This is a genomic window from Vibrio sp. QJM3NY_15 (assembly GCF_057785995.1).
This window is the reverse complement of record NZ_CM173518.1, coordinates 370,020-386,473: the sequence shown is the minus strand read 5'-3', so window position 1 is coordinate 386,473 and position 16,454 is coordinate 370,020. Positions and strand designations below refer to the sequence as shown.

General features: G+C 44.7%; 16 protein-coding genes. 12 read left to right on the top strand and 4 right to left on the bottom strand.

Annotation, left to right across the window (positions count from 1 at the left end; translation table 11 throughout):
• Positions 1-77 precede the first annotated feature (77 nt).
• Positions 78-626 (top strand): carboxymuconolactone decarboxylase family protein, encoded by a 549-nt coding sequence (locus tag AC3CKG_RS18200; protein ID WP_017061666.1) that lies wholly within the window; start codon positions 78-80, stop codon positions 624-626.
• Positions 627-717: 91 nt separating this feature from the next.
• On the opposite strand, the gene AC3CKG_RS18195 is transcribed toward AC3CKG_RS18200, so the two are convergent.
• Positions 718-2,145 (bottom strand): aminotransferase-like domain-containing protein, encoded by a 1,428-nt coding sequence (locus tag AC3CKG_RS18195; RefSeq protein ID WP_488529719.1) that lies wholly within the window; start codon positions 2,143-2,145, stop codon positions 718-720.
• 124 nt (positions 2,146-2,269) lie between these two features.
• On the opposite strand from AC3CKG_RS18195, the gene AC3CKG_RS18190 reads away from it, so the two are divergent.
• From AC3CKG_RS18190 to AC3CKG_RS18180, 3 genes are all read left to right on the top strand, one after another.
• Positions 2,270-3,175, top strand: coding sequence for a DMT family transporter (locus AC3CKG_RS18190; protein ID WP_280619402.1), 906 nt, complete (start codon positions 2,270-2,272; stop codon positions 3,173-3,175).
• Between the two features lie 74 nt (positions 3,176-3,249).
• Entirely contained in the window at positions 3,250-3,720 is a 471-nt protein-coding gene (locus AC3CKG_RS18185) for a TetR/AcrR family transcriptional regulator (RefSeq protein ID WP_488529718.1), read from the top strand.
• A 153-nt stretch (positions 3,721-3,873) separates the two neighbouring features.
• On the top strand, positions 3,874-5,004 hold the full coding sequence (locus tag AC3CKG_RS18180; RefSeq protein WP_488529717.1) for a TMEM43 family protein: 1,131 nt from the start codon (positions 3,874-3,876) through the stop codon (positions 5,002-5,004).
• A 79-nt stretch (positions 5,005-5,083) separates the two neighbouring features.
• Here AC3CKG_RS18180 and AC3CKG_RS18175 read toward each other — a convergent pair whose 3' ends face one another.
• The gene (locus tag AC3CKG_RS18175) at positions 5,084-5,509 is read right to left on the bottom strand and encodes a DUF3010 family protein (protein ID WP_017088295.1); all 426 of its coding nucleotides are present in this window, start codon (positions 5,507-5,509) and stop codon (positions 5,084-5,086) included.
• A gap of 260 nt (positions 5,510-5,769) precedes the next feature.
• On the opposite strand from AC3CKG_RS18175, the gene AC3CKG_RS18170 reads away from it, so the two are divergent.
• Positions 5,770-7,407: a methyl-accepting chemotaxis protein gene (locus AC3CKG_RS18170; protein ID WP_065111905.1), complete on the top strand. Its 1,638-nt coding sequence runs from the start codon at positions 5,770-5,772 to the stop codon at positions 7,405-7,407.
• Between the two features lie 151 nt (positions 7,408-7,558).
• On the opposite strand, the gene AC3CKG_RS18165 is transcribed toward AC3CKG_RS18170, so the two are convergent.
• The gene (locus tag AC3CKG_RS18165) at positions 7,559-7,906 is read right to left on the bottom strand and encodes a DUF3316 domain-containing protein (protein WP_017076504.1); all 348 of its coding nucleotides are present in this window, start codon (positions 7,904-7,906) and stop codon (positions 7,559-7,561) included.
• A 262-nt stretch (positions 7,907-8,168) separates the two neighbouring features.
• Between AC3CKG_RS18165 and AC3CKG_RS18160 the strand changes: the two genes are divergently transcribed.
• Positions 8,169-9,038, top strand: coding sequence for a LysR family transcriptional regulator (locus tag AC3CKG_RS18160; RefSeq protein ID WP_017108426.1), 870 nt, complete (start codon positions 8,169-8,171; stop codon positions 9,036-9,038).
• Positions 9,039-9,042: 4 nt separating this feature from the next.
• The gene (locus AC3CKG_RS18155; RefSeq protein ID WP_488529716.1) at positions 9,043-9,720 is read left to right on the top strand and encodes an endonuclease; all 678 of its coding nucleotides are present in this window, start codon (positions 9,043-9,045) and stop codon (positions 9,718-9,720) included.
• Positions 9,721-9,870: 150 nt separating this feature from the next.
• Here AC3CKG_RS18155 and AC3CKG_RS18150 read toward each other — a convergent pair whose 3' ends face one another.
• Complete coding sequence (locus AC3CKG_RS18150) at positions 9,871-11,532, bottom strand: methyl-accepting chemotaxis protein (protein WP_488529715.1); 1,662 nt, start codon at positions 11,530-11,532, stop codon at positions 9,871-9,873.
• 275 nt (positions 11,533-11,807) lie between these two features.
• Here AC3CKG_RS18150 and AC3CKG_RS18145 point away from each other — a divergent pair, with 275 nt between their 5' ends.
• From AC3CKG_RS18145 to dgcA, 5 genes are all read left to right on the top strand, one after another.
• On the top strand, positions 11,808-12,320 hold the full coding sequence (locus AC3CKG_RS18145; protein ID WP_099166997.1) for an RNA methyltransferase: 513 nt from the start codon (positions 11,808-11,810) through the stop codon (positions 12,318-12,320).
• An 86-nt stretch (positions 12,321-12,406) separates the two neighbouring features.
• A complete protein-coding gene (locus AC3CKG_RS18140) occupies positions 12,407-13,243 on the top strand; it encodes an SGNH/GDSL hydrolase family protein (RefSeq protein ID WP_488529714.1) in 837 nt (278 codons plus the stop codon).
• 103 nt (positions 13,244-13,346) lie between these two features.
• Positions 13,347-14,237: a LysR family transcriptional regulator gene (locus AC3CKG_RS18135; RefSeq protein WP_488529713.1), complete on the top strand. Its 891-nt coding sequence runs from the start codon at positions 13,347-13,349 to the stop codon at positions 14,235-14,237.
• A gap of 91 nt (positions 14,238-14,328) precedes the next feature.
• Entirely contained in the window at positions 14,329-15,336 is a 1,008-nt protein-coding gene (gene dgcN / locus AC3CKG_RS18130; protein WP_488529712.1) for an N-acetyltransferase DgcN, read from the top strand.
• 57 nt (positions 15,337-15,393) lie between these two features.
• Positions 15,394-16,380: an N-acetyl-D-Glu racemase DgcA gene (gene dgcA / locus AC3CKG_RS18125; protein ID WP_488529711.1), complete on the top strand. Its 987-nt coding sequence runs from the start codon at positions 15,394-15,396 to the stop codon at positions 16,378-16,380.
• Positions 16,381-16,454: the final 74 nt, after the last annotated feature.

Below are 16,454 nucleotides of genomic sequence, written 5' to 3'. Positions count from 1 at the left end.
TCACACAAACGGAGAACAGTCACTAATTGCTCCGTGATTGAATAACTTTAGAATCATAAATTGATAGGGATAAAACAATGAGCAACTTCAAAATTCATTCAGTAGAATCAGCGCCAGAGCAAAGCCAACCTATTCTTGAAGGGGCTAAAAAGCAGATGGGCAGAGTACCGGGTCTTTTCGGTGTGTTGGCTGAATCTCCAAACACACTTAAGGCTTACACTCAGCTTCATCAGGCGTTTAGTGACTCATCTTTCGATGCTGAAGAGCTGACGGTTGTTTGGCAAACCATCAACGTTGAACACGAATGTCATTACTGTGTTCCTGCACACACTGGCATTGCACATTCAATGAAGGTTGATCCTGCAATCACCGAAGCACTTCGCAATCGCACGGCTCTACCCACTGAAAAGCTGCAAGCACTGCATGACTTTACGCTGAGCATGGTACGCAACCGCGGTAATGTACCTGAAAGTGAAATGGCAGCATTTTTCGAAGCGGGCTATGGTCAGCAACAGGTGTTAGAAGTGATTCTTGGTTTGTCTCAGAAAGTGATCAGTAACTACGTAAACCACGTTGCCAAAACACCAGTAGACAAAGTATTTGAACAGTTCGCTTGGCAAGGTTAATTACCGTTAAGCAAATCAAAACCTGATAATTATGAAAGCCCCGCTTGGTTTGGTGGGGCTTTGTTGTTTGGGTTATGTGGGTCTAATCTGGTTAATGTGTATGTTTAGCGATTATCTTCGCTAGTGTCACCACGCCTTCTTTCCACTCTTTGCTCTCTTCTATGTTTGCTACGGTGAAACGCAAACAATTTTTATATTGGTCATTCGTCCCAAACACGGTGCCGGGTAAGATCCCGAGCTTATGCTTCAAACAATCTTGATAGACGGCATAGCTGTCGACCGATTCTGGCAGTGTTATCCAGTTGAGAAATGAGCCCTCCGGTTTTGACAAGTGGTAGCGCCCAACAAGGTGTGGGTAGCTATCCAGAGCTTGTATTAATAGACTTTGGAATTGTTTTTGATTGGTTTGATAGAGTCGTTTCATCTTAGATAAATGGCTGCGGTATTTACCTGTCGTGAGAAACTGTCCGACCGCTGATTGCATAAGGTTAGAACTGCCCATGTTGTCGCAAAGTAGATACTTCTCGACTAAGGGCTGATAGCGCCCTGACAGTAACCAACCGATTCGCAAGCGTGAGTCTAAAGTCTTAGATAGCGAGTTCACGTAGATGACGCGATCTTGGTTATCAAGCTCTTTGAGGCTCGCGATTGGTGTATCGAATGCCAAGCTACCGAATACATCGTCTTCGATAATCGGCAAAGATCCTGTGATCTCCAGTAACGCCTTTCGATTAGCCAATGGCATCCGTGAGCCGGTTGGATTGGTAAAGTTTGGCGTCAGAAGTAGAGTCTTCACTTCCCATTTGTCCAACGCACTCTGTAGTGATGGAATATCGATTCCGTGACTAACACTGCTTGGTATTTCTAGGGCTTGCAAACCAAGTGATTCGAGTAACAATAAATTGCCGAAGTAACACGGTGACTCTACCGCCACGATGTCACCCGGTTTGGTGAGTGCACGTAAAGCCAAACTGATCGCCTGTTGAGCACCGTGAGTAATCGCAATCTCTTTCGATCCCGCGGGAACACCTAGATCATGGGTGATCTTTAACAATTGCTTTACTAATTGCTCGTCACCGGGAGGGAGTTGATAGTAGCCCGGAAGTTGAGTTTGCAAACGGCTATGGCGACCGATTTCAGCGTACAAGCTACGAATCGCAGGATTGTTGATGTTCGGGTGTGCAGAACCAGCAAGCAGCTTCAAGCGACCTTTCGGACGAGAGAGTACAGATTTGGTGACAGACAAGAGGTCGACTTTTTGAGGCTGGCTGGGCGCATCCCAACTTGTAGTGTTGGGTGCTTTAACACGATAACCCGACTTGGGAACTGAGTACACCCAACCTGTCGCTTCCAATTCTTGATAGGCGCGAATCACGGTGTTCTTGCTCACGCCAAGCTGTTCGCTCAATTGACGAATTGAGGGAAGGCGATCGTCTGGATGAAAGAGTCCTTTATCGATCTGAGCCTTAATATGTTGCTCTGTGGCGAGATATTTATTGCCGCTGAGTTCTGCTTCCACGTTGTTTTCCCTCGTTGCTCATTTTTAATCTGTAACCATTTAAAGTGTTATATCTGTATCTTTATTAGTTATCTGTACCCAACTAAGGTAACAGCATTGATGAAGAGTTGACCAGAGGTTTGTAATGCTGATTAAAATGATTCCGTTCGTGTTTGTAATATTGTGGTCGTCAGGCTTTGTTGGCGCACGTCTTGGCGTGGAATACGCCGAACCCGCAACATTGCTTTCACTTAGGATGGTGGCCAACGTGGCGCTGTTCTTAGTTTTAATTACCATTCTTAAACGTCGTATCCCTCGTGGTCGCGCATTCTTTCATGCTTGTGTGGTCGGAATTTTGATTCATGGTTTCTACCTTGGTGGCACTTATCTGGCGATTGATATGGGTATGCCTGCCGGATTGAGTTCGTTACTTGTTGGCTTACAACCGATTCTGACGGCCTTGATTATGATTAGCTGTACTTCACAGCGTTTTAACTTCGCACAATGGCTGGGCTTAGCGCTTGGTTTTGCTGGAATTAGCTTGGTATTGATGGGCAATATTGAATGGCAGTCTGACGACCAAAAAGGCTTGGCAACGTTATTGTGTTTGGTTTCTTTGGTGGGTATTACGGTCGGTACTTTGTATCAGAAGCGCTTTTGTAAAGGCACAGATATGGTAGGTGGCGCGATGGTTCAATATTTAGCATCGGCGGCATTGTTCCTTCCTTTTGCTATGCGTTACGAAACCATGCAAGTGAACTGGACTCTCGAATTCACGTTAACCCTTGCTTGGTTAGTGATTGTTCTATCGTGTATCGCCATCTTATTGCTGCTTTACATGGTAGAGCACGGCGCATCTTCAAGTGTGGCATCGGTGTTTTACTTGGTTCCCCCGACGACTGCAATTCAAGCTTGGCTTATCTTCGGAGAGTCGTTCGATATCTATGGTGCAATGGGTTTCGCATTATCAGCCGCTGCGGTTTACCTGGTGGTGAAGAAACCTGAACTGATTAAGTTTCGACGACAAGCGGCTTTAAATAGATCGCGCTAATCACCAAGGTTAACAGTGTGGATAAGATCCGGTGTAAAGTAGCGCTAGCGAGCTAATTAATATCAAGAGGACATATGGCAAGGGTCAGTGCTGAAGAGATACAACGTAAGCGAAAGATGTACGATGAATGCATCCTCAACCTGTTTTTGACAGAAGGTTGGAATGCAGTGACCTATGATCGAATTGCCAAAGAAATGGGGATAACCAAGTCATCTCTGCAACGTTATTACGCTAATAAGATGCAATTTGCCTATGCGTTAGAAGGGCAAGTATTCCAGCAGGCAACTAAGTTGTTGGACTTTACTGACAGGGGTTCTTTTCTCGATTCATGGAAGCAGTCGCTGAATGATAATCAGATTTTCCGTGAATGCCTGCATATTATTATGACCAATGCATTAGCACCTGTTTCTGCCGAAGCGACTACAAAAGCGGTGACTCGTTTAACTGGTGTACTCGCGAATAATATCGGTAAAGTGGAAGCACAAGATACGGTGGATCTAGCCTTAGGTCGTAGTCTTATTTCGTATATGAACAATAAGTTATAGTAATAGTTTGTTCGTTATTTAACCTTGTTCTTATGTGTTAATACTCTATAATGCGAATGGGTGCCCATATCCAGGATGTTGATATGGGCATTTTTTTGACACTATTGAGTACTAGTACTCAATAGTGTGTTGCATTAATGACTAGGGGAACCAATGACTGACCATGATAGCTCCAATAGCGAAGAGCCAAGCTTTGACACTAATGAGGATATGTATTCCGAATCACAATGCTATGACGGTGATGGACAAGAGTATTCGGTAATCAAAGAACGAACCTGGAGCCAAAGAGTGAAGGCTTCTATTAGTGATTTGGGTTTTGGTGTATTTCTGATTTCTTTTGCTCTATTTATTCTATATGCCAATGAGCATCGTTCTGACCATCGTGAAAAAGTGCTTAAGCAAGGAGAGAAAGCCGCTATTTCTATTGCATCTGATCAGCGTGATTGGAACAACAATCAGAACTTGGTTCATACTCATGGTTTAGCTACTACAAAGGACACCTTGGTGGACCCCGAATTCGGTATTAAAGCCGTTGGTATCCATTTAAAACGAAGAGTTCAGGTGTATCAATGGAAAGAGTCTCGTCGAAATTACATGCAAAAATTGTCTGATGGGACAGAGAAAGAGGTTACAACTTACACTTATCGCAAAGTTTGGTCAGAACGTTTGCGAGACTCGACGGTTTTTAAGCAAAAACAGTATCGTAATCCTGAATCAGTGGCTTTCAAAACCACAATTTATAATGCTGAGAATATGCGTTTTGGTGGTTTCGAATTTCCGTATGAGCTCTCTCGTATGATGAGTCGATACGTGGAAATTAAGGCTGATTCAGACTTGTTGGTTGGTGAGCAAGTATATGGTCAAGTAACTAAAGATAAACAAGGGTACTACATAGGTAGTGATCCGGATGCACCAAATATCGGAGATATGAAGGTCACTTTTCATATTGTTGAGCCTGCAGTCGTCTCCATTGTGGCTCAGCAGATTGAGGACGGGTTTCGTGCTTGGAATACTAAAAATGGCCCATTGAGTTTGCTGCAATATGGTGTGAAAACTAAAGATGAGATGTTTGAAAAGGCTCATAGCGAAAACACGTTTGCGACTTGGGCTCTGCGTTTGGGAGGGTTTGTGTTTATGTGGGCGGGCTTTTTTCTATTACTGCGCCCCATTATTGTAGTAGCTAGCGTCATTCCTGTCATCGGTACCGTGATAGGTGGTGGAGTGGCTCTGACTTCGTTTAGCCTAGCGGCTTTAGGCACCTTAATTACGGTTATCATTGTGTAACGCTTACCGAAACAGAATATAAAAAAGAGCCTGTAATAACAGGCTCTTTCTCTATCAATAGCGTTTTAGCGACTATGGATTAGCGTTGCATTAAGCAAGCGTATGCCGTTGTAAACGGTGCTTCTTGGTATTGCTTAAGGCCAGTCTCTTTGAACTTCATCATTAGAGGGTTGCGCTTAAGGCTTTCTTTGATGTCAGCTGGTGACACAACCGTTACGTCTAGGCCATCGATCAACTGAATTGCTGCTTCTAGTTTGAAGCCGAAGCCGCCGCCAGCAAATTTGCCTTTAGTTTGGCGCTGACGAATAACCACTTTATCTACTTGGTAATCTTCCATCAGTTTTGCGAAAGAGAATTGAAAATCTTTCATGTTTTGCGTGTCGTTTGCATCGCCAATTGCGACTTTTGAAACGCGACAATCAGGAATGTTAAATACGCCATCAGAAAGAGAAAGTAGACAAATGATTGCATCATTACCTTTGATTTCAACGCCACAAATTTTCATGTTTATACCTATTTACTTTTGAGCCGTACATTATGGTGCTATTTCTCACACTTCTCCAGTAATAGCGTTCCTAAGTAGCAAATAAGTACATAAAAAACGCGTGTACTGTATCCACATCGTTGGTTGTTCGTTAAGTAAACGTCAACCAATTGGGCGACATCGTTTGCTTTGAGAGAGGCTTCACAAATTCATAGCGTGTCTTAATATTTGTACGGTATATTATGCGGGAGTCCCTATCTATTGTGTGGTTATTAACCCCTATGAGTATCAACAACCTTTCTATTAAGAGTAAAATTGCGATCCCGCTAATGGTGATTGTTATTGTGTTTTCTACAGTTACGGTTTTGAACGTTATCAAATCTAACGCTCAAGCTGCTATTAACCACGAGTTGAATAATGTGGTTCAGCCGGTATTGGATAATCTGGAAGATGGTTATCGCGATATCTACCAAGTCATTTCGTCTGCTCAAGGCCTGTTGTTGGCAAAAGACCAAGCCGCGATTGATTACCAAAAGTTTGAGTTTAAAGACAACGCTTACAAGGCCGTTCCTCGTTTTGAAAGTGTGTTAACGCTTTATTCTGCAGGAGTGCTCGATCCTTCTTCACGAGGAGAGGTTACTAAGTTAGTGGATGCGATGAGCAAATGGGTTGCGTTACACGAACCGCTGTTTGCTGACCCAGAGAATGCTCACCAATACAATATCGACTATTCGCCAGCTTTGGATGCAGAATTTGCGATCATTCGTGAACAGCTTCGTTCAGTACGTAGCTTGATTGAAGCTAAGCAAATTGAGCTACGCAAGCAAGCCAACGAGTCGATTGAATCAAGCAAGATGATCATCGAAATAGGCATGGGTGTTGCGATCTTAGCGGCTATTTTTGCGCTGTGGTTGTCGAATCGTTTTATCGTTAAGCCGATTCAAAATGTAGAAAAAGCCATGGCTGAAATTGCATCCGGTGATGGCGACCTTTCTCAGCGTATGAACGTGGAAGGCAGTGATGAAATTGCGCGTCTTAGCTCTGCATTTAACCAATTCGTTGGCAAAATCCATGTGACAATCGAGCAGGTTATTATCACCTCTAATGCTGTACGTGCAGAGATGGAAAACATCAAATCTCTAACACAAGGCGTTGCTGAGTTCTCATCGAACCAACAGAAAGAGAGCGAGGTGGTGGCTGCGGCTGTTCATGAAATGCAAGCGACCAGTGAAGCGGTAAGTGGCAATGCATTAGAAGCGGCTTCAGCGAGCAACACGGCTAATCGTGAAGTGGAATCAGCGGATAAAACCTTGGGCTTAACAGTGAGCTCAATTGAACGTCTAGCACATGACATTGAAAACGCGAGTGGTGTGGTTCATGAACTCGATAGTGATGTGAAGAATATAGCGTCAATCTTAGGCGTAATCCGAGGTATTGCCGAGCAAACTAACTTATTGGCATTGAATGCGGCTATTGAAGCTGCACGTGCGGGCGAACAAGGCCGTGGCTTTGCGGTTGTTGCGGATGAAGTAAGAGCCTTAGCAAGTAAAACGCAAGACAGTACGGGTGAAATTCAATCGATGATCGAGCGTCTTGAAGTGGGCGCAAAGCAAGCGGTTGGCGTGATGAACGAAAGCAAAGTTAGCGGCGAGAAAACCATTGTTCAAGCGGGTACTGCGGCGTCTTCTTTGAGCGAGATTCGTAATTCTATTGGCATGATGAACGAAATGAACACTCAAATCGCGACTGCGGCTTCTCAACAGTCCCAAGTGTCTGAAGAAGTGAATAAGAATGTTCAACGCATAGCAGAAAGCACGATGCAAATGGTTGAAATGGCGAGCAGCGCTGAGAATGCTTGCATGGCACTGGCGGAGCAATGTGAAGCGCTTGATAGCCTTGTTTCTCAATTTGAAGTTTAATCTTTAAAATAAGCAGATAAACATGATCTGCTAATGGTTGCTCGTTCTGGATTCTATTAACTAGCACTGAACAAAAAAGCCCGTACTCAATGAGTACGGGCTTTCTTTTTGGATGCGCGATCGGTTTTTAGAACTGATCAATCATTCGGTGTTAGCTGCTACGACCGTCTTTGTATGTGTAACGGTAGTCAACTTTTACGTTCGCTTGGTAATGGATGTCGCCGCTCATGTTAGTGATTTTTTTCACTTCCATATTCGCGTCATCAATCTTAAACGAATCGTATTTTGTTGTTTGTTGGAACTGTGGCAGTTCTCTAGAAAGCTCAAAAGGTGTCTTTGCGCTTAGCTCATCCATAAGGTTTGTTCCTGCATCGTATGCTTCCGCTTCAGTAACAAATGTATCAGATTTTAGCGTTGTTTCTTGAATCGTTGTTTTGGTTGCTGCAAACGCCGTGGTGCTGAGTACAAGAGTTGATGCAAGTATGATTAATTTTTTCATAGGAGTACCTTACTTTGTTAAAGTACCTGTGTTCCGGTACAGAACCAACATATCAATGAAGTGGTAGGAGGAGTGTCAGGGGAAACGACGATTTTGTTAGTGTTCGGTAAGGAATAATGAGAAATGTCAGCAGTTGGTTGGAATGATTTTGGCCGATTGTAGGTGGCGAATATTTATGAGCAGCGCATATCAAGCAAGGTGACACTGATATCTATCTTCAATACACTGTATGGGTAACCAAAGTTCAGCATAAGGTAAAGGCATGGCCAATTGGGAAGGGGTAAGTGAGTTTGTTGCAGTGGCAGAGCGTGAAAGCTTTACTGGTGCCGCGCAGAAGCTCGCTACGTCGGTGGCTCAAATCAGTCGCAGAGTCGCAAACCTCGAAGAGCGCCTCGCAGTGAAGCTACTCAATCGAACGACTCGTAAGGTTTCTCTAACAGAGGCGGGGCAACTCTATTATCAACAGTGTAAGTTGCTGGTTGAGGGCTTAGAAATTGCTGAGCTTGCAGTCACGCAGATGCAATCCACACCGAAAGGCTTGTTGAAAGTGACGGCCCCCGTGACTTATGGAGAGCGCCAACTTGCACCGATACTTCACCAGTTCTTAAAGCTTCACCCACAAGTAGAGTTAGAGCTGATGCTGACTAACCAAAAGCTCGACCTTATTGATTCCGGTGTTGATGTGGCGATTCGTCTTGGTCGTCTAGAAGACTCAAGCCTTGTGGCTAAGAAGCTCTCTCAACGCCAACTCTATGTATGTGCTAGCCCTGAATATATTGAACGTTATGGCGAGCCGCATACGCTGTCTGAGCTGACTAATCACCAATGTTTAGTGGGTGGTTTTGAGCATTGGCGTTTTAAAGAAAATGGTCGCCCTCGCTCGGTTCGTGTTAATGGTCGAATCAAGTGTAATAGTGGTCTAGCTTTATTGGATGCGGCTAAGCAGAGCATAGGCTTGGTTCAATTACCTGAATACTACGTAAGCGAAGATCTTGATTCGGGAGAGTTGGTTGAGGTGTTGTCTGATTACCGAGATGATAAAGAAGGGATCTGGGCGCTATATCCGCAGAACCGTAACTTGTCTTCAAAGGTTCGTTTGTTAGTCGATTTTCTATCTGAGCAATTGGATTAGTTCTATGACGCCAAATCATCATAATTTAGTCAGCCAAAATGAACTGATACTCCGTGTGTTCGATACACTTGAGCAGCACTTTGGCTATTTTGATTGGTGGCGAAGGAATGACCCTTACGAGATAGTTCTAGGCGCTATTCTAGTTCAGAACACTAATTGGAAGAATGCGGAGAAAGCACTGATTAACTTAGGCGATAAGTGTAATCCAAGATCAGTTGCAGATATGGAGATCGATGACCTTGCTCAAAAGATTCGCTCCAGTGGTTACTACAATCAGAAAGCCATTAAGCTTAAGGCCGTGACTGAATGGTTTGCAAAATACCACTACGATATTTCTGCCGTTCGCGCTCAGGATAAGGATCAACTGCGTAAAGAGCTACTGGAAGTCAAAGGAATTGGTGGCGAAACGGCTGACGCGATTCTGGTGTATGCGATAGGTAAGCCATCTTTTGTGATTGATGCGTACGCAAGAAGGATCTTCATTCGCAATGGGTTGGATGTCCCTAAATCGTATGAAAAATTTCGAGTTTTAATGGAAAACGTGATTCCTCTGGATACAAAAAGGTACGGTTATTATCATGGCTTACTCGTCGAACATGGCCAGCAGTTTTGTAACCCTAAACCAAAGTGTGAACATTGCCCACTGAATCAAGATTGCGTTAAGGCTGGGGTTGGGCCTTAGGTTCTACTTAGCGTGATTCCTTTTTACTCAAACACCCTTAGATAAAAAATCGGGCTTCAGAATGATGATTCTGAAGCCCTATTGCATTTGATTCGAAAAGTTTTGAACGTTTTTTAGCGTTTACTTGCTATTTAATCGACCGCAATTGCACTAAACCGTGAAGCGATCTACCAAGTGGTATAGCTCATTGGCGCGGCTGTTTAGGTTTTGGCTGCCTGTACGGTTCTGATTTGCGAGTGATGCCGATTGCGAGCTTTGATCGGATATAACTACAATGCGCTGCGAGATCTCTTGCCCAACAATATTTTGTTGCTCCGTCGCAGTAGCAATTAACGAGTTCATGTCCATGATGGTATCAATTGATGCTTGGATCTTCGCCAGTGCTGCAGCTGCGGCATTCGCTTCTTCCACGGTTTGAGCACTTCGATTTTGGCTCGAATCCATGGCTTTTACGGCGGCATCTGAAGCGGCTTTTAACTGCTGAATCATCTTGTGAATGTCACCCGTACTTTCTTGAGTACGGCTTGCCAGCTTACGAACCTCATCGGCTACCACCGCAAATCCACGCCCTTGTTCACCTGCACGTGCGGCTTCAATTGCAGCATTCAGTGCCAATAAGTTCGTTTGTTCTGCAATGTCTTGAATGACTGTCAGTGAAGACGAGATATTTTGTACATCACCTTCGAGTCTTGATACCACGGTGTTTGCTTCTGATACTTCACTAGCAAGGCCTGCAACCGAGTTTGCAGCAGCATTAACAATCTGTTGAGCTTCTTTAGCGTTAGTTTCTGCCTGTTTAGCTGAATCAGCTGCTTGGCTAGCATTGCTTGAGATCTCTTGCGCTGTCGTGGTCATCTCCGTCATAGCGGTTGCCACTTGCTCCGTTTCTTCGCGCTGACCTGTCGCAATTTCATCAACTTGTGCGGCACGAGAAGACATGCTGGTGGTCTCGGATACAACTTGCTGGCCAACATCACTAACACTTCGAATGATGGTTTGCAGGCTGGCAACAAAGGCATTGAAGTTCTCACTCAGTTTGGTGAACTCTGGCGCTTTGAAATGTTCCATACGAGCCGTTAAATCGGCCTCACCGCTAGCAAAAGCGCTAATCGAGCGATCAAATTGTTCGAGTGGTTGCATGATGGTACGGTTCACGGCGACAGCGAAAACCGCCACTACAAGTGCAATCAAACCACAGAAAATTGCGATGGCAGTGAGTGAGCTTTGCAGTGCGACATTTGAACTCTCTTTCATTTCAGCAATCACCGCGTCGATATCATCGGTATAAAAACCCGTGCCGAGCATTAAGTCCCACTGCGGAATGAATATCGAGTAGCTAAGCTTAGGTAGAGCTTCCGATTGGCCAAGTTTTGGAAAGTAGTAGGTAGTGAATTCACCAAGCTTTGAGTTCTTGATAAGGTCGCGGATTAGATAGTTGCCTTTTTTATCTTGAAGGTCGTAGTAGTTTTTACCAATACCATCACTGTTTTGGCCAACAACAACTCGAACGCCTTTTGAGTTATAACCGAAAATATAACCAGACTCGCCATATTCTAACGTTCGTAATGTAGGCAGAGCTTCTTCCAGTGTCGCTCCTTTATCTAAAAATGGACTGATCGAGGAGTAGGCCATTTGTAGGTACGCTTTGAGTTCCTTTTCTTTCATCGCCATCATATTGCTACGCGTCGATTCTACTTGTTGTGCGGTTAGCTCGGTGCTCTTCATATACGTCACGCTCATCATCCCAATTGCCATTAGTAGCAGGGGAATAAAAGAGAGAATATAAAGGCGGTTCTTGATGGTTAGGGTCATTTAGCGCTTCCTGTGCAATTGTTCAATGCGGTTTTGACCACATTATTAATGTGATTTAAAAATGTAAATGGACTTGTTGTCTAATTGTTACCCTAGAATGTTTTTGTTTTATAAATATGATAGTGGTTAGGTTTTTAATGAGAGATGCCTTGCAACTAGGGGCTTAAGAAAGAAAAAGTGAGATTACTTCGATGCTTTTGAATTCGGCGCTGCTTTGTTAGAATGCGACGCTTTGTAGCACCCTGCTATGTCTATTCGTTAAGTGAGAAAGATTCATGAACAAAAGCCATGTGACTATTGGTTTAACTAACCCAAAGAGCCCTACTAACGTTGGTGCTGTTATGCGCGCGGCTGGCTGTTACCAAGTCGACGAAGTTAAATACACAGGGCAACGCTACGAAAAAGCGGCTAAATTCCATACCGATACCAAGAGTGCAACGCGCACCATCCCACTAACGGGTGTTGAGTCGTTTTTGGATAACCTTGATTCAGAAACCAAGATCGTTTGTGTGGAACTAGCAGAAGGTGCAACACCGCTGCCGCGTTTTAAACACCCAGAAAACGCTATCTATATCTTTGGCCCTGAAGACGGTTCTATTTCTCAAGATGTTGCAGATAGAGCGGATCACGTTGTGTACGTACCAACGGTTGGTTGCATGAATTTAGCCGCGACCGTTAACGTGCTGCTTTACGATCGCCTTGCAAAGTCAGATGAAATGGACGAGAGCAACGAGTTGATTAAGAAAAGCCGTGATAACCGTAATCATTTGTTGATTAAAGAAAAGTAATTCTCGATTTATAGTGTTATCTATCCCGTAAGCAATCGGATATTATCTGAGCTCATCATCAGAGAATTGAAGGGCTAGATAACACCATGGAAGACAAGCAATTACTTGCGGCGCTGCAACAGCACCCTGTCCTCGATTTATATCAGTTATTCCAAGAAGTTGGTCAAAATCGCTCTCTGTATACTCTATTAGAGAGGTTATCTTCCCTGAAAGAGCATCACCAACTGAGCACTAGCCTTAGCCCATTAAGACCGCATATCGAAGGTGTACTTTCTCAATTCGATAGCACCACACAGAATGACGAGATCCTCAAAGCGGTCGCTATTCAGTCTGAGATTCAACAGCGAGGTCACAGTATGAGTCGTTACATCATGACATCGGACAATCATCGCCATTTCTCTCCAAATGCAGACTTAGTCATGTTTGGTGATTCGATCACCGAGTGGGCACCTTGGGCGGATATTTTTCGGGATGTTTCGATGGTCAACCGTGGCTTAGCGGGTGACACCACAACTGGCATGTTGCGCCGCATTGATACCACGTTGAATGTGAAGCCAAAGCTGGTGTGCTTTATGGCAGGGATAAACGATTTAGCGCAAGGTTATGATGTCGAACATATCTACCAGAACTACATTGATATGCTTAAGGTGTGGCAAGGAAATGATATCCGAATCTTGGTGCAATCAACGCTTTATGTTGGCTCTAAACTGCAAGGCTTAAACCCTTCGGTGGAACTGCTTAATAGAAAAATAAGTGAATACTGTTCCCAACAAGGCATTGCGTTCTTAGATGTGAATTCAGTCTTGTCACCAAATCAACTTTTGTCGAATGAGTACTCGTGTGATGATTTGCACTTGAATGCGAAGGCTTACCAAGCTTGGGCTGAGGTTCTTCAACCTACGGTAACTGAGCTACTGAAATAGACTCACGAAAAAAGCTAAATAGATAGCTAGACCGATAAGCAGCTTAACTAATACAAGAAAAGCCAAACCCTAGATTTGTTTCGCGAACCATAAGGACATCAATTTGAACCTAAGACAGTTGGAAGTCTTCTACGCCATTATGCAGACCGGAACCGTATCTGGAGCCGCTCGTAATCTGCATGTGTCACAACCTAATGTGACTCGTATTTTGGCGCATACAGAGCAACAACTTGGGTTTGGATTGTTCGAGCGTGTCAAAGGTCGATTAGTGCCAACGGTCGAAGCAAAAACCTTATTACCAGAAGCAGAAAAGGTCTATCAACAGCTGGGTCAATTTCGATCTCTGACCAACAAAGTGAAGCAAGGCCATCAGCATTTACGTATTGGTGCACCACCGATTCTGGCGACCAAGTTGCTGACTCCGGTGATAGCCCAAATGTCTCGCGAACAAGAGCTTTCTTTTGAGTTGCTGACTGCAAACCGTGATGAGCTGTGTGCTGGGCTGTTAAAGCATGAGCTTGATATTGCTATCGCGTTTGGCGATGAAACGCCGCCTGCCATATTAAGTGAAACACTCTTAACTGAATCACTCAAGGTTCTGGTTCCATCTCACACCGTTGAACAGTTACCGACGGAATTAACCCTTGATGACCTGATCAATTATCCATTACCAATCATCGGGCTTGATAGCCGCGATCCATTAGGCCTCCTGTTACATCAAAGCTTGATTGCGCGAGATGAGCATTATCACCATCCGATATCTGTGCGTGGATATAGCGCGGCGGCGGAACTGGTGAAGCACCAAGCGGGGTTTGCGATTGTCGATCCGTGGACGGCAGAGCAGTATCAACATGACGACTCGGTTTGTGTGCTTTCACTGCAGCCGGATATCCAATTCTCGGTATCGACGCTTTGTGCAGAGCACACCCCTCAGTCGATTTCCGTTAAGCTATTTATAGCTTCATTGAAGAGCCATACTCACGCTATAACTTAAGGTTATAGGCTCGCCATAAATAGGTATTCGGCAGCTTCTAAGTTCTTAATTAAAGTAAATCCATACAAGGACTTATTAATTAGGAATGCTCATGTCTATCGCTCAACCTTACCTTCTTTTTCTTGGGGATGTTACCGACCCACTTGCAGCAAAAACAGCTCGTGGTATTCATCAATGGCGACCAGAAATTTGCCTAGGTCAGCTTCGTTTAACAGACGATACTGTTTCACTTGGCTTAACGGACATGACCTTGCAAGAGGCGCATGCAGAGGGTGCGAAAACACTAGTGATTGGCACAGCAAACCCAGGTGGCGTTATCCCGGACTCTTGGCAGTCAACCATAATGGCGGCTGCAGAAATGGGATTTGAGATTGCATCGGGTATGCACCAGCGCATGAATGAATTTTCACCGCTTGCTGACATGCAGCAGCGAGGATTGACTAAGCTTCATGATGTACGCCATTTTGATGGTGATCTAAACGTTGGTAATGGTAAGCCTCGTCAGGGTAAGCGCCTTCTTACGGTCGGAACCGATTGCTCAGTAGGCAAAATGTTCTCGGCACTGGCGTTAGAGAAATCCCTCAAACAAGCGGGGACGTCAGTTCAGTTTAAAGCGACAGGGCAGACGGGTATCTTGATTGAAGGTAGCGGGATTTCGATTGATGCTGTGGTGGCGGATTTCATTTCCGGCGCGGTTGAAGCGATTAGCCCAGATTTTACTGACCACGATTGGGACATCATTGAAGGCCAAGGTTCGTTGTTCAATCCGTCTTTTGCAGGCGTGAGTTTAGGGTTATTGCATGGCGCACAAGCTGACGCTTTGGTGTTGTGTCATGAAGTCGGGCGACCACATATCCGCAACCTTCCTCATGCGCGATTGCCAAGCATAGAACAGACCATTGAAGCTAACTTGCAAGCCGCGCGATTGACGAATCCAGACGTGAAACTGGTCGGTATCTGTTTAAACACATCGGCGATTAGCATTGAAGATGCTGAGACATTGTGCCAAGAATGGACCACACTTTATCAAGTACCAGTGACGGACCCGGTGCGCTTTGGTGTACAACACATTACTGATCATTTGCGACATTCACTTTAACGACTTCATCATTTCTACGTTTCCATTTGTTAAAGCGAACATCAACCGAGTGAAATTATGAAGATTACAGCAGAACCCATTACTATCGCGATGCAAACGCCTTTTCGCATCTCTCGTGGCAGCCGAACTGAGTGTCACGTTGTTCGTGTTTACATTGAACATGGTGGCAAACAAGCTCAGGGCGAATGTACGCCTTACCCACGATACGGCGAGTCATCGGAGTCTGTGTTAGCGCAAATTCAACAAGCGTCTAGTGCCCTTGAAGCTATGTTTGAACGAGGCGTTACCGATCCCGCAGAGCTAAGAGATCATCTTCAGTCTTTATTGACTGGAGGAGCAGCGCGAAATGCGATCGATTGTGCGCTTTGGGATTTTGAAGCGCAGCAGAACGAACAGACGTTTCCAAATAGCTTGTTTGAGTTACCTGCTCAAATCGTTACTGCAATGACAGTCTCCATTGGCACACCGGAAGCGATGGCGACACAAGCTCGAGATTATGTGGCGAATGGGGCGAAACTTCTAAAAGTGAAGCTTGATGGCGAGCAGGTAGTAGAGCGCGTTCGTGCAGTGCGAGAAGCGGCGCAGGATGTTCAGATTGTGCTGGATGCCAATGAAGCCTGGACAGGGTTGAATCTCGAAGAGTTGTTCAATCAACTTACTGAGTTTGATATCGCGATGATCGAACAGCCGTTGCCCCAGCAACATGATGCGTCACTGGCACACATCAATCACCCGATCCCACTGTGTGCGGATGAAAGCTGTCATACCACTTCGCAACTTTCATCTTTGTTAGGCAAGTATGAAATGGTCAACATCAAGCTCGATAAAACGGGCGGTTTGACCGAAGCATTGGTACTTGCTGAAGAAGCTCAAAGGCTAGGATTTACTCTGATGTCTGGTTGTATGCTAGGCACCTCATTGGCGATGCGAGCGGCGCTGCCTATTGCGGTTCAATCTGAAATAGTCGACCTTGATGGCCCTGTATTACTTGGGCAAGATGTTTCGCCAGCACTGACTTATCGAGATGGAATGATCATTATCTAAGATCCTTTAGTCTCAGCTAGTAGTTTGACATGACATCAATGAAATCGCATGAGTGAAAGCTTGTGCGATTTTTT